A 14,226-nucleotide genomic window follows, 5' to 3' on the forward strand; every position below is an offset into this window, starting at 1 on the left:
AGTTTCTATCGATTGCTCAACATTTGATTAGGTCATAGCTCCTGGTCGAGAATATGCGGGATCGGATTGTAACCGGCCATTACAGGATCAGGTAACACTTTTGGACCATTAGGAGCCTGATGCTCATCTAATACTGCTTCCATCGGGGCCGCTCGGGTAGACTAGAGGGAATGGGTTCTAAAAATACGCAGCCGCCGCATGTAGGTGTTCCGGAGACGAACCAGGCAGGGTTCAGTACGACGGTTACAGATACTACGCTTTCAGAAGCTCTGATTGTGCTGCGGAAACGCAAGCTGGTCCTGATTATTGCTGTCCTGCTGGGCCTGGCATACGGGATTTACAAGGCTGAGTCGCAGCCTAAGCTCTATGAGGCCTACGGACGGATTCAGGTGCGTTCGGGCTCGTCGAACGAATACCGGGTCAGTGCGGCCACGACCTACGGCGGCGATCCCGGCACAAAGCTTTTGAGCGAGATTGAGATTATCAAGAGCGATTCGCTGATGCTGAGCGTGTGCCGCGAGATGGACCTGGCCAACAACGCTGACTTTCTGGAGCAGAAAAGCCGCCCGGAGCCGCGAGCGACTCTGGAGGATGGCGAAACCAGGCAGGATACGGTTCATCGCCTTCAGAGCAATCTTCACATCACGATCGTCGCAAAGACCGACATTATCCGCATCAGCTACAGCAGCCTGAACGCGAAGCTGTCAGCAGACATCGTCAACAAGGTCATCTCGGACTACGTTCAGCGAAGCTATCAGGTCCGATACGAATCATCGCAGCGCGCCTCTGTCTGGCTCTCAGGCACGCTCGAAGGCCTGAAGCAGGAGGTAGAGGCGTCGCAGGAACAGATGATGGACATGCAGCGCCGCCTTGGCATCCTTGGATTTGACCCAAACCACAATCAGATCAGCGCATCGATCGATGACCTAGCCAAAGCGGCCGGCGGGGCGAAGCTGGCCCGCATCATCGCCGAAGCACGCTACCGCGTCGTAAGCGGAATGGACCCGAATACGATGGAAGGTACCATCGAGCTGACTCCCGGAACGGCGCCTGGAGAACTTACGCAACTGCGCTCTCAGCTGGCGGCGACGAAAGCGAACTACGCCACGATGGAGTCTTCGCTGGGCCCCAATCATCCCCAGTCGAAAGCGCTAAAGGCTACAATCGATGAGTACACCAAAGAGATCGATGCAGAGCAAAACCGTCTAATCGTTCAGGCGAAGCAGTTTTATGTGGTCGCAAAGGCGAATGAAGACCAAACGACCGCAGCGCTTGAGACTGAGAAGACCGACGCTTACAAGCTGCGGGATCAACTGGTGGAGTACACCCTGCGGCAACGGGAGTATGAAGCCAACCGAACCCTGTATGACAGCCTGAAATCCCGGTTGCGAACGGCCAGCGTTCAGTCGGGGCTTGAGTCTCTGGATGTCGATGTGGTGGACCAGGCGCTGCCTCCGGCGGAGCCCGTGCTACGACCTCAATCGACGGTGATCATAACGGCTCTGGTCTTTGCCCTTCTGGCGGGAATTGTGGTGGCCTTCCTGATGGAGAGCCTGGATACCGGACTGCGCAGCATTGCGGAGATCGAAAGCATTACGGAGTTGCCGTCGCTGGCGATCATTCCGCGAGCGCGCAGGTCATCGGTCGATCAGGCCGCGACGTTGAGCACAGCGCAACGCAACGTCGGAATCCTGACCCAGCCGAAGTCGCAGTTTGCGGAGGCGTTCCGCTCCTTGCGTACGTCTCTGCTGCTTTCTAGTACCGGACAGCCGCCGAAGTTCATTGTGCTGACCAGCGCAACGCCGTCGGAAGGAAAGACGACTGCTGCGAGCAATCTCGCTGCGATTCTGGCGCAACGGGATACGCGGGTTCTGCTGATCGATGGAGACCTTCGACGACCCAATATTCATCATCGGTTCGGCTTGAACGGAAAGATCGGTCTGACTACGGTGCTAACCGGAGCGACCAAGCTGGAGGAGACGGTACAGAGGGTGCCTGAGGTTCCAAATCTGGACATTCTACCGAGTGGGCCGGTTCCACCATTTCCTACCGAAATGTTGAGTTCGGGAGCGATGGAGACCATCCTCAAACGCTGTGGAGAGCTATACGACTACATCGTGATCGATTCGCCTCCGATCCTGTCGGTGACCGACGGCGTGATTCTGGCGCGGCAGGCGGATGCGGTAGTGCTGGTCGTGCGGCATGGGAAGTCGAGCAAGCATGTGGTGCGCCGGGCCAGGGATCTGCTGCTCCGCTCGGGCGCGGCCATCACCGGAATTGTGCTGAATGCAGTTGACCTGAACTCGCCGGAGTACTACGGCTACTACGGCTACTCGGGCTATTCCTACTCCAGTGTGGACTCCGACAGTTGGGAGTCGCAGACGGCTGCCGAAGGGGATCACACCAACGCCGGGGAGACGAAGCGATGAGACAGAAGCGGGAAGGTCTCCGGACAGAAGCCGAGAAACACGTAAATCGAATTGACCGTCGAAAGATCTGGCTTACTTCAACAGTTTTTCTTCTGATGGCACTCTGCGGCCGCTTCGCAGAGGCGCAGTTCAGCGGACCTGGGCTCGGGATCACCACCGAGATCAATCCCCCCATTACGATCACCACCGATCCTGCAATTCTGTTCCCAGCAGGCCGTGACCCCTATCTCGGGATTGGCGACGTGCTCTCCATTCGTGTATTCGAAAACCAGGACTATGCCCCGACCGCACGGATCGGTCTTGACGGCACCGTTCAGCTGCCCCTGATTGGAAATGTGTTGCTGAACGACCTTACCATTCATCAGGCTCAGGATCTGATCGCGCAGAAGCTGATGGCGGCTGGCATGTTTCGCGATCCACAGGTGTCGATTCTGATTACGGAGTCTCCTAATCAGGTCGTTACACTCATGGGCGAAGTACACGGAATCGTGCCGGTGGTTGGCCAGCGCCGCCTGTTTGATGTACTGGCAGGTGGTGGCGGAACTGGCGGAGGAGGAAGCGGAGGAGGACTGCCACCGACCGCAAGCCACATCATCACGATCAATCGTTACGGCGCAGCCGAGCCGATCGTCATTGACCTTGGCACCGATCCCTCGAAGAGCGCGCTGATCAACATCCCAGTCTTTCCGCGCGACACGATTATCGTTCCACGGGTTGGCGTGGTCTATCTGCTGGGCGCCTTCAAGACCCAGGGTGCGATCCCGCTACCGCCAAACTCTCCTCTGACGCTGATGAAGGTGGCAGCCCTTGCAGGCGGCCCAGGCTTCGAAGGCAAATTCAACGACCTCAGAATTATTCGTACGACAGGCACCACCCGACAGGTGGTTCGCGTCAATATCGCCAAGGTGATCAACGGTAAGATTCCAGACCCTGTTCTGCAGGCCGAAGACATCGTATTCCTGCCGACCGATTCCATGAAGGCAGTCCTCAAGAACGGCGGTATCTCTACTCTGTTAGCGATTGTTTCGGTTTTGATTTTTGCCATTCAACAGTAGTCACGGACGCATCGACCGGGCTTCGCCTGAGAACCTAAAAGATATGGTTTTACCGTCGAACGTTGGCAAAGACTTGAAGAAGAGAGTAAGGCTGGCCTATCTGGTGAGCCATCCTATCCAGTACCAGGCTCCACTGTTGCGCCGCATCGCGCAGGAGCCAGACATTGACCTGACTGTCTTCTTCGGCTCGGATTTTTCTGTCCGCAGCTATCAGGACGAAGGCTTCGGTGTGGACGTGAAGTGGGACGTGCCGCTGCTCGACGGATACCGCCACAAATTTCTGCCCGTGATCCGCGACGATGGAACGCAGACGGTGACGACCCCGCTGAACTACGGTATCTACAGCGAACTTCGCGGTCGCAATGGAGAACCTGGCTACGATCTGCTGTGGACCCACGGCTACAACATGGTGAATGCGCTGCACGGAATGGTGGCTGCGAAGGCGTTGGGAATTCCCGTGCTGGTGCGCGCCGACATGTGGCTGCGAGACCGTCCACGAAGCGGCCCGAAGCTTCTTTTCAAGAGCCTCTTCTTTCAGTTTCTGAAACACATGGTGGATGGAGTTCTACCTGCCGGCACGTTGAATACCGAGTACTGGCAGCACTATCTGGGCGACGACGTGCCGCGTTTTCTGATGCCATATGCCGTGGACAATAATTACTTCCAGCGACGATGCCAGGAAGCAGCTGCGACCCGCGAGGCCTTCCGAAGAGAGCTTGGCCTGGATGCCGGCAGACCAGTCATCCTGTTCGCCTCCAAACTACAGCAGCGCAAACACTGCTCCGATCTGGTCGACGCCTATGTGAGGCTGATCAACCGCGAGAGCGACCAGCCACGCCCGTACCTGCTGATCGTCGGCGACGGCGAGGAGCGAGCCGCGCTCGAAGAACAGGCCAGATCGCGCGGGCTGGCTGACGTTCGATTCTGTGGATTTCGCAATCAATCGGAGCTGCCGAGGTTCTTCGATCTCGCAACCGTATTTGTGCTGCCCGCCCGCCATGAGCCGTGGGGATTGGTGGTGAATGAGGTGATGAACGCTGGACGTGCGGTCATTCTGTCCGACGATATCGGCTGTCAGCCCGATCTGGTAACGAATGGAGTGGAAGGGTATGTCTTCCCCGTGCGCAATGTGAATGCGCTCGCCGAGGCGCTGCAACGCGTGTTGGCGACACCGGAGACCGCGACGCAGATGGGTCAGCGCGCCCTCGACAGAATCAATGCCTGGAGCTTTGAAGAGGACATTCAGGCGCTGCGCCAGGCCATCGCGCAACTGACGCGAAAGATCATCGCCTAGCGCAGTCCATTCTCATGAGATCTCCTGACCAAAGCCGAGAGAACAATAAGAAGAAGGTGAAGGTCGCCTATCTGGTGAGCCATCCCATCCAGTACCAGGCTCCGTTGTTGCGGCGCATCGCGCAGGAGCCGGATATTGAACTGACCGTTTTCTTTGCATCGGACTTCTCGGTGCAGGAGTATGTCGATAAAGGATTCGGCGTGGACGTGAAGTGGGACGTGCCTCTGCTGGACGGCTATCGTTACGAATTCCTCCCGGCGATATGGGATAAGAGGAGAACCGGGCCGACGAGTCAGTTGAACTACGACATCTTTAGCCGGCTTCGAGGAAACAATGCAGCGCGGGGATTCGATTTGCTCTGGGTTCATGGCTACTCGACGTTGAACGCGCTGCAGGGAATGCTGGCATCCAAAGCACTTGGAATCCCGGTGCTGCTTCGTGCGGAGTCGCGACTTGGAAGGAAGCAGAGCGATGCTCTGAAACAGATAGTGAAGCACCTTTTTTTCGGCGGGTTGAAGCAACTCGTCGACGGCGTGCTGCCGATTGGGAGTTTGAACGCTGCCTACTGGCGTCACACTCTGGGCGAGGAACTCCCGCAGTTCCCGATGCCGTATGCGGTGGACAACAACTACTTTCAAAGTCGCAGCCGAGAGGCTGATCTGCGACGAGGCGATCTCTTGCGGGAGTTGAATCTTGACGCCTCCCGCCCCATCATTCTGTTTGCCTCAAAGCTGCAAAGACGGAAACGATGCGAAGATCTGCTCGAGGCTTATCTGAGTCTTTGCTCTGAAGTTGGAAGCGAGCCAGTTCCCTACCTCCTGATCGTGGGGGATGGCGAGGAACGGGCGGCGCTTGAGAGGCGTGCCTCCGAAAGCGACGCTGCTGGAGTTCGCTTTTGCGGGTTTCGCAATCAATCGGAGCTGCCGATTTTTTTTAGTCTCACTACAGTCTTTGTGCTGCCCTCGCAGGATGAGCCTTGGGGACTGATCGTGAATGAGGCGATGAACTCGGGGTGCTCCGTCATCCTCTCTGATGACGTGGGTTGTCAGCCTGATCTGGTGAGCGATGGTGTCGAAGGATTTGTGTTTCCCGTCGGCGATGTAGACGCACTAAAGGAAGCGCTGCAACGAGTTCTTGAAAGCCCCGAGACAGCGAAGACCATGGGGCAGCGCGGCCTGAAGCGAATATCCGGGTGGAGTTATGAAGAGGATCTTATCGGTCTTCGACGAGCGATTGCGGCTGTGACAAGGAGGTTGTCGACGTGATTACAACTTTAGTGCGCCCATCATTTGAGGGCTATCTCTGCTGCTATGCTTAACAGTTGATAGTCGAAGAATTATGCGGATTCTGCACATCATTGGAACACTGAACCCTGAGGCGGGCGGTCCTACAGAGTCGGTGCGGGTGCTGCTCAGCTACGGCCCCATTGGCTATACCGGCGAGGTGGTCACGCTCGACGATCCGTCAGCGCCATACCTTGATGATGTGGGGTTTCCAGTCCATGCGCTAGGTCCTACCAATACGACCTATGGGTTTAATTCCAAGCTGCTGCCATGGCTAAGGGATAATCGTCATCGCTTCGACGGCGTGGTGGTCAACGGCCTCTGGCAGTACTGCGGATATGCGGCGTGGCGAACTCTGGCAGGCAATACGCCTTATGTCGTGTTTACCCACGGTATGCTGGACCCTTACTTCAAACACGCGTTTCCGCTGAAGCACATCAAGAAGTGGCTCTACTGGGTTCCGGCTGAGTACTGGATCTTGCGTGGTGCCTATCGGGTACTCTTTACCTCGAAGGCTGAGAAGCGACTCGCGGAGCAGAGCTTCTGGCTGCATCGGTGGAATGCTTATGTTGTGCCCTACGGCGCCAGCGGACCGACGGGCGATCCCGAGGTGCAGAAGCGCGCCTTCTTCGCGAAGTGTCCTGAGGCCAAGGGAAAGCGATATCTTGTTTTTCTCGGGCGCATTCATCGCAAGAAGGGCTGCGATATGCTGATCGACGCGTTCGGGAAGGTTGCAGCGGACGATCCGGATCTGTACCTGGTGATGGCAGGGCCGGACCAGCAGCAGTGGAGCGCTAAGTTGAAGGCGACAGCGGCGAACCTGGGTATCAAGGATCGCGTCTTCTGGCCGGGTATGGTGACGGGCGACGCGAAGTGGGGGGCGTTTTACGGATCGGAGGCCTTCATCCTGCCCTCGCATCAGGAGAACTTCGGCATTGCTGTTGCCGAGGCACTGGCCTGCGGAAAGGCCGTACTGTTGGCCGACAAGGTAAACATCGCGGAGGAGATCGCGGAGGATGGCGCAGGATTGATGGAGTTGGACACTCCGGACGGCACGTTGAAGTTGTTGAAGGGGTGGATCGGCATGACCGTTGCAGAACGGCAGCGCATGGCGGAGCTGGCGTATCAGTGCTTCCATCGCCGCTACGATATGCGCGAGAATGCGAAGGCTATCATCCGGCTATTTGGAACAGCTACGGTTCTCACTCCCACCGTTGTGGACTCAGAGTAAGAAGGAGCCCCGATGCCCAGGCAGATTCATTACAACGCGGCAGACCATATCTCGGCAGAGACGGTCGCTGACCCCTATCTACGTCCCGCGTTTTCGCTGCGAGACCGGCTGAGGCGGCTGAATTGGAATCTCTGCTGGGCCATCTTTTATAGAACGTCACCAAGACCGTTACATTCCTGGAGAGTGTTTTTGCTTCGTCTCTTCGGGGCAAAGATGGGGCCGAACTGCCATTTTTATCCGCGTTCGAAGGTGTGGGCTCCGTGGAATCTGATCTGTGCCGACCAGGTCACTGCGGGAGATGGCGTTGAGATCTACAACCCGGCGCCGGTCACTCTGGGGTCGCATGCAATTTTGTCCCAGGAAGCATACCTCTGCGGGGCAACCCACAACTACGATGATCCGGCGTTCCCGTTGATCGCGTATGCGATGAATATCGGGGCCTACGCCTGGGTCTGCGCCCGGGCCTCAGTCGCGCCGGGAGCCAATATGGCCGAGGGATCGGTGCTTGGTCTGGGGTCAGTTGCCACGCGAAGCCTCGAGGCCTGGACCGTGTACGCTGGCGTGCCCGCGGTCAAAGTAAAGGAGCGCCGTCAGTTCCCGGTTAGCTCTTCCAACCCCGCCTGATGCGGTTGCCTCTTTGGGGCAGAGAAAAGCAGGACCGAAGTCCCGCTGTTTTCGTCGTTCTCTCTAAGGCTGCCTAAGATCTATCCATAGATCTCTATCCGCGGAGTTTTGCGAGAAGATCGGTCGGATGAACGGGTTTGGCTAGGATCTCGAACTCGTGACCTTGCGCACGAGACTTTTCGAGTAGATCCGCAGTAGCGGCCTGGCCCGAAAAGAGAAGGATCTTGCACTTCGGCAGCTTGCTGCGCGTGATGATGGCCGCTTCGATGCCGGTCATTCCGGTCATGATGACGTCGCTGATGAGCATATCGGGCTGAAAGCTATCGAGCAACTCGACGGCCTTCTCGCCGCTGAAGACGGCACGCGCCTCAAAGCCTGCCTGGTTAAGAATTATCGCCAGAGTATTCGCAATCACCTGCTCGTCGTCAGCGACCAGCACCTTGGGCTTGGGTGTTGCGGTAGAAGTTAAATCTGCCATGCTAAGTTTCCCCAAAAGTAGAAGGTTCAAAGTTCAGTTTTAAATGTGACGTACGCAGGCAGCGGATTTATATTTCGCCCACCTAGTAATGATACGCTGAGCGCAGAGGTGGTTGACCAACAAACCGCCACAAATTCAACCGCCGCATCCAGTACCACTAAATTTCTTATGCAGCCAGCCATCATTCGTGCCGAACGTGTTGAAAAATACTACGCGCAACCGAGCGAAAACCGCATCCAGGTAATTTCGCCCACCGACCTGTCGATTACGGCTGGAGAGATTGTTGCGTTACTTGGGCCTTCCGGCTCAGGAAAATCGACCCTGCTGCGCATGTTGACGGGCCTGTCCGCGCCCTCTGCCGGGGAGGTGTACTGGCACGAAAAACCAATTGCAACCGCGGATGTCAACGTTTCCATCGTGTTTCAAAGCTTTGCCCTCTTCCCGTGGCTGACCGTGCTCGAAAACGTGGAAGCTCCGCTGAAGGCTCGTGGCATGGACGCCGCCGACCGTCGCAAACGGGGCATGAAGATCCTAGACACGGTGGGTCTGGACGGCTTCCAGGCTGCGTATCCCAAGGAGCTTTCCGGCGGCATGCGGCAGCGGGTCGGCTTCGCGCGTGCTCTTGTGGTCGAGCCCGAAGTCCTCTTCATGGACGAGCCCTTCTCCGCGCTCGACGTCCTCACGGCCGAGAACCTCCGCAGCGAACTGCTGGAGCTCTGGCAGAACAAGACCATCCCAACGCAGTCGATCTTCATCGTCACGCACAACATCGAAGAGGCCGTCCAGCTTGCCGATCGCATCATCGTCCTCGGGCGCAACCCAGGCCATGTGCGAACCGACTTCCGCGTCGCAATCCCGCACCCGCGCGACCGCAAAGCAACCGCCTTCACGCAACTGGTCGACTACATCTACAAAGTGCTGACGCAGCCAGACGCCCAGCCGCCAGCCCTGCCTCAAACCTCCACTGGAAAGACGGTCCGCGATCAACGGCAAATGCACTACCAGATGCTGCCGCACGCACGCCCCGGCGGAATCGCTGGCCTGCTGGAGCTCGTTCTCGATCACAATGGCAAGGACGACATCTATCGCCTCGCCGACGACCTCGCCTTCCAGATCGACGACCTGCTGCCCATCGTCGACGCCGCGCAGCTATTAGGTTTCCTCACGGTTACAGAAGGCGACGCCGCCATCACACCTACCGGCGCAGAGTACGCCAACTCCGAAATCCTTCGCCAAAAAGAGCTCTTCCGCACCGCCGCCGTCGAAAATGTGCTCCTCCTTCGTCAGATCGTGCGCGCCATTGAGTCCAAAAGCGACCGCAGCGTCCCCGAGGAGTTCTTCCACGACATGCTCGACGAGCAGTTCAGCGAAGACGAGACTCTCCGCCAGTTGGAGACGGCCATCAACTGGGGCCGCTACGCCGAGCTCTTCGACTTCGACGCCTCCCGCCGCCGCTTCATCCAGTCCGAAAAGCTTCATCACGACACGGAAGCAAGCTCCACCGCGGAGATCGATGCATGATCCATCTCCCCGACCGCTTCAGCCGGCTGCAGCCGCGTGAAACGCTCGCTCGCACGCAGGTATTACAGCGCAGCTGGCCAGTGGTGCTGGACCTCTGCGTAGCCGGAATCGGACTGGCGTGCTTCTATGGCGTAGTCGTGATCGCGCGCTATTGGTTCGGCCATCCCGAGCCTGAAATCGTCATCTCGCAAAGCCCGCGCGCGCTGCCGCAGTATGCCTTCTATTCGGTCGTAAGGATCGGCCTGGCGTATCTGCTGAGCCTCGTCTTCGCCATCGGCTACGGCTACATCGCGGCCTACAGCAAGCGCGTAGAGCCACTAATGATCGCTGGCCTCGACATCCTCCAATCGATTCCCGTCCTCAGCTTTCTCCCCGGCGTCATGCTAGCGATGGTCGCGCTCTTTCCCACTCGGCAGATCGGCGTCGAGATGGGTGCCATCGTCCTCATCTTCACCGGCCAGGTCTGGAACATGGCCTTCAGCTTCTACTCCTCCATCAAAAGCATCCCGCGAGAGCTCTCCGAAGCCGCCGGCATCTACAAGTTCTCCCGCCTGCAAAAGCTGATCCAGCTCGAGCTTCCCTATGCCGCCATCGGACTGGTCTGGAACTCGATGGTCTCGGTCGCAGGCGGATGGTTCTTCCTGATGGCCTGCGAGATGTTCGTCCTCGGCACACGCGACTTCAGGCTTCCGGGACTGGGATCATACCTCCAAACCGCTGCCGGCACGGGAAACTTCGCAGCCATCACCTGGGGCCTGCTTACGATGGTTGCGATCATCGTCGCGACCGATCAGCTCGTCTGGCGGCCCATCATCGCGTGGAGCGACAAGTTCAAATTCGAGCAGGTAGAGAGCAACTCAAGAGTGCGCTCGCCACTGCTGCATCTTCTCCAGCAGTCTCGCGGACTGCGAACGCTACGTCAGCACACGATCGTTCCCTTCGAGGAGAGTCTCTATCGCCGGCTCGCAGAGGGACGAGCCGGCGGCACAGTTGCCAACGCTGCAAACTCCGATGGCGAGGTCAAAAAGAACGGCTCTGCGTCTACCATCTTGCGCGGACTTGTTATCGTGATTGGGGCAACCGCGGTTCTCTATGCGGCCTGGCAGGCGTTGGCGCTTCTACGGCAGGTCCATGGCAGCGAGTTCGCCACAATCCTAAAGGGCGCGATGGCTACCTTCCTCAGAGTCAACATCTCACTGATTCTCGCTGCTGCGTGGACGATTCCCGCAGGCGTTGCCATCGGCTTCCATCCCCGGCTCGCGCGCATCGCACAACCCATCGCGCAGATCGCAGCCTCCGTTCCCGCAACTGCACTCTTCCCCGTCATCCTTCTCGCTCTCATCCGTATCGGCGGCAACATGAATATCGGCTCTATCGCGCTGATGCTCTTAGGAACGCAGTGGTACATCCTGTTCAACGTCATCGCCGGTGCAATGGCGATCCCATCCGATCTAAAAGAAGTCGCGACGCTCTTCCACTTCACCACCATCCAGAAGTGGAAGACGGTCATTCTGCCCGGCATCTTTCCCTTCCTCATCACCGGCATGGTGACAGCCTCCGGCGGCGCATGGAACGCGAGCATCATCGCAGAATATTTCCGGCTCAAAAACCAGACGCTGCAGACGGTTGGGCTTGGTGCAGTCATCAGCGCGGCAACAGACAGCGGCCAATTCCAGATCCTGCTCCTCGCCACGATCGTGATGGCAATCATGGTCGTTACCATCAACCGTCTGGTATGGCGCCCGCTCTACCGCCTCGCCGAAACTCGTTACAAACTAGGCGGCTAAACGCCAGAGTGAGAGGAGCGAACGCGCCAATGCCAGGCACGCATACCAGCCTGAACTACTGCAACCCTCCGACCGCGCCACCCTCTGACGAGAAGCTGTTGCAAGCGGAACTTTGAATATTAACGTGCTGCCTGTAGATTTCGCATCCTATGAGCGTGGACGATAGGAGGTTCTATGACAGGTTCAGCTACCTTTGCGCCGCTTATAGAGAACCGGGAGACCGCCCCGGCATACTGGCAGGTGGACATCCTTTGGCTGGTGCTTGCGGATGGGAATCAGACCGGAAACAGCTTTTCGCTCCTTGAAGAGCTCTGCCCCAAAGACTCCGGACCGCCTCCACACACGCATACTCAAACGGAGATCTTCTATCTGCTGGATGGCGAGATCACTTTTCTGGTGGACGGAAAAGAGATCAAAGGCAAAGGGGGATCAGCAGTGACCGTGCCACCTGGTGTGGCGCACAGTTTCAGGGTCGACTCAGAGACCTGTCGATTGCTCAACCTGTACGTACCTGCAGGTTTTGAGCGGTCGATCGTTGAGCTTGCAGAGCCGGCAAAGCAGCGCACACTCCCTCCAAAAGGATTGCCCATGCGTGGTTCCATGGCGGACGCCATGAAGCTGTTTGCGGAGATTGGTATGAAGCCGGTGCCGGGCCCAGACGTCCTTCGGCCAGCCGCCGACACACGCATGGACATGTCCGGCGGGAAGTAAATTGGGCGAGAAGTAAATGGGAACGGGATCAGAACACTCCAGGAGAGAAGAATGACAAACACACCGAAGTCTGCTGTTGAAGCGCAACCACCTGCTGTGAGAGAGTTCCTCGTGCTGGGCGACAAGATGCTCATCAAACAGAGCGCCGAAAGTACGGACGGCAGATATGCCGTGATGGAGCAACTCTTAAATCCAGGAGACGGACCACCCCCGCACACCCATACCCGCGAGGACGAAGTGTTCTACATCGCTTCCGGCGAGTTCGACATCCTGCTCGGGGACCGGACAATTCGTGCCAAAGCCGGCGATGTCCTCGACGCACCCCGCAACGTGCGTCACACCTACCATTGCGTGGGAGAGGCGCCGGGCACCATTATCTTTCTTACTTATCCGGCAGGTATCGAGCGCTTCTTTGCGGAAGCGTCGAAGATTGCGCCATCCGACATGGGCAAGCTATTCGAAGTAGCAGCTCAGTACGGGTTGATCTTTGAAAAACCTGAGCCCTCCGCCGACAAGCAAAAGAACAAATAAATCTAAGGACGCTTCTGCATCGCGCTTACTTCGTGAGTTGGTGCTGTCTGAGGATGGTTACGACTCTGTCGATCGGCAGCGCTTCGACCGTATGTCCGTTGCCGGTCACCGTCGTGGCCTTCAGCATCGAATTGTAAATGGCTTCCTCGGTCCCCTCGATCGCGGCCTCGAAGAGTGGAGACATCGCATCGTTAGTGAGCACCTCAGTCCTGCGCGTCTCGTTAGTGAGCACCTCAGTCCTGCGCGTCGTGGATACATCGCTCGTAAGAATGCGAACCTGGGATGCGGTGGAGAACGCGATCGCATAGTCGCCGCTACCGTTCGACGCGGAGCTGCCCGTCCTGCCCATCCCGACCCAAGCTCTAGCTGCAAGGCGTTTCAGATTGCGCGCATCCAGTGGAGCGTCCGTCGCGATCACCATCATGCAAGAACCATCGGCCTTATCTTTTACGCCCTCGACCTGACCGGTTTCCTTGCGCAAATAATACTGACCAAGCTCCTGACCCACAGGCGCACCATTGATGGTAAGTATCCCTCCGAAGTTTGACTGCACCAGCACCCCGACCGTGTATCCGCCCAGCGTGGCCGGAAGGCGTCGCGACGCGGTTCCTATGCCACCCTTCCAGCCAAAGGCTACGGTGCCCGTACCGGCTCCCACTGTGCCCTCATCAACAGGCCCCGGCTTGGCATCTCTGATCGCATTGGTTACGTCCTCCGGCGCAATATGGCGGCCGCGAATGTCGCTAAGCCATCCGTCATTCGTCTCGCCAACGATCGCATTGATCGAAAGTACACTCTCATTGCCCGGAAGCGAAAGCATGTAGCTGATCAGATCATCGGCCACACGAGGAACACTGGTGGTTGAGGTCAGGAGTATGGGGGTCTCAATCTCTCCCATCTCATCCACTTGTGTAGACCCGGTAAGTTTTCCATAGCCGTTACCAATGAAGATCCCGCCGGGAACCCGTTCGCGATACATATTCCCGGCGTGAGGCAGAATAGCTGTAACACCGGTACGCACGTTGTCACCGAGGATGAGAGTCGTCTGGCCGACTTCCACACCTGCAACATCCGTAATCGCATCGAGCGGACCTGCCGGCAACACACCAACCTTCAGGCCAATGTCGGCGGCTCGAGGACGTTTCGGTGTGCCTGCGCTTTGTGCTCCAGCCACTAGGCTGACAAACAGAACGAAAGCGCTTCCACAAAGACCACGAGATGGGATGCGCACAGATCTAACCCCCGAAGTGTTACCTCGCCCACGCTCGATCAGACCTTATCA

The 14,226-nt window shown here is 57.7% G+C and carries 12 protein-coding genes; 10 read left to right on the forward strand and 2 right to left on the reverse strand.

Annotated features, from left to right (window positions below; genetic code table 11):
- Positions 1–170: 170 nt before the first annotated feature.
- The 6 genes from RBB75_RS19680 to RBB75_RS19705 all read left to right on the forward strand — a co-directional run bounded on the left by RBB75_RS19680 (position 171) and on the right by RBB75_RS19705 (position 7,916).
- On the forward strand, positions 171–2,429 hold the full coding sequence (locus tag RBB75_RS19680; protein WP_179638306.1) for a GumC family protein: 2,259 nt from the start codon (positions 171–173) through the stop codon (positions 2,427–2,429).
- Complete coding sequence (locus RBB75_RS19685; protein ID WP_179638307.1) at positions 2,426–3,484, forward strand: polysaccharide biosynthesis/export family protein; 1,059 nt, start codon at positions 2,426–2,428, stop codon at positions 3,482–3,484. The genes RBB75_RS19680 and RBB75_RS19685 overlap by 4 nt, the downstream gene beginning before the upstream one ends.
- A gap of 73 nt (positions 3,485–3,557) precedes the next feature.
- Positions 3,558–4,778 carry a glycosyltransferase family 4 protein gene (locus RBB75_RS19690; RefSeq protein WP_257030948.1) on the forward strand — a complete coding sequence of 407 codons (1,221 nt, stop codon included), beginning with the start codon at positions 3,558–3,560 and terminating at the stop codon, positions 4,776–4,778.
- Between the two features lie 14 nt (positions 4,779–4,792).
- Positions 4,793–6,043 (forward strand): glycosyltransferase family 4 protein, encoded by a 1,251-nt coding sequence (locus RBB75_RS19695; RefSeq protein WP_353069051.1) that lies wholly within the window; start codon positions 4,793–4,795, stop codon positions 6,041–6,043.
- 73 nt (positions 6,044–6,116) lie between these two features.
- A complete protein-coding gene (locus RBB75_RS19700) occupies positions 6,117–7,292 on the forward strand; it encodes a glycosyltransferase (RefSeq protein WP_353069052.1) in 1,176 nt (391 codons plus the stop codon).
- Positions 7,293–7,481: 189 nt separating this feature from the next.
- Positions 7,482–7,916, forward strand: coding sequence for a hypothetical protein (locus RBB75_RS19705; RefSeq protein WP_353069053.1), 435 nt, complete (start codon positions 7,482–7,484; stop codon positions 7,914–7,916).
- 94 nt (positions 7,917–8,010) lie between these two features.
- On the opposite strand, the gene RBB75_RS19710 is transcribed toward RBB75_RS19705, so the two are convergent.
- The gene (locus tag RBB75_RS19710; protein WP_179638311.1) at positions 8,011–8,394 is read right to left on the reverse strand and encodes a response regulator; all 384 of its coding nucleotides are present in this window, start codon (positions 8,392–8,394) and stop codon (positions 8,011–8,013) included.
- 168 nt (positions 8,395–8,562) lie between these two features.
- On the opposite strand from RBB75_RS19710, the gene RBB75_RS19715 reads away from it, so the two are divergent.
- The 4 genes from RBB75_RS19715 (at position 8,563) to RBB75_RS19730 (ending at position 12,944) form a co-directional block, all read left to right on the forward strand.
- Complete coding sequence (locus tag RBB75_RS19715) at positions 8,563–9,915, forward strand: ABC transporter ATP-binding protein (protein ID WP_179638312.1); 1,353 nt, start codon at positions 8,563–8,565, stop codon at positions 9,913–9,915.
- Positions 9,912–11,702 carry an ABC transporter permease gene (locus RBB75_RS19720; protein WP_353069054.1) on the forward strand — a complete coding sequence of 597 codons (1,791 nt, stop codon included), beginning with the start codon at positions 9,912–9,914 and terminating at the stop codon, positions 11,700–11,702. Before RBB75_RS19715 ends, RBB75_RS19720 begins: the two co-directional genes overlap by 4 nt.
- Before the next feature lie 174 nt (positions 11,703–11,876).
- Entirely contained in the window at positions 11,877–12,413 is a 537-nt protein-coding gene (locus tag RBB75_RS19725) for a cupin domain-containing protein (RefSeq protein WP_353069055.1), read from the forward strand.
- A 51-nt stretch (positions 12,414–12,464) separates the two neighbouring features.
- Positions 12,465–12,944: a cupin domain-containing protein gene (locus RBB75_RS19730; protein ID WP_353069056.1), complete on the forward strand. Its 480-nt coding sequence runs from the start codon at positions 12,465–12,467 to the stop codon at positions 12,942–12,944.
- A 25-nt stretch (positions 12,945–12,969) separates the two neighbouring features.
- On the opposite strand, the gene RBB75_RS19735 is transcribed toward RBB75_RS19730, so the two are convergent.
- Entirely contained in the window at positions 12,970–14,175 is a 1,206-nt protein-coding gene (locus RBB75_RS19735; protein ID WP_353069057.1) for a P1 family peptidase, read from the reverse strand.
- Between the last annotated feature and the right edge of the window lie 51 nt (positions 14,176–14,226).

The sequence above is a fragment of the Tunturibacter empetritectus genome (assembly GCF_040358985.1).
Classification (GTDB): domain Bacteria; phylum Acidobacteriota; class Terriglobia; order Terriglobales; family Acidobacteriaceae; genus Edaphobacter; species Edaphobacter empetritectus.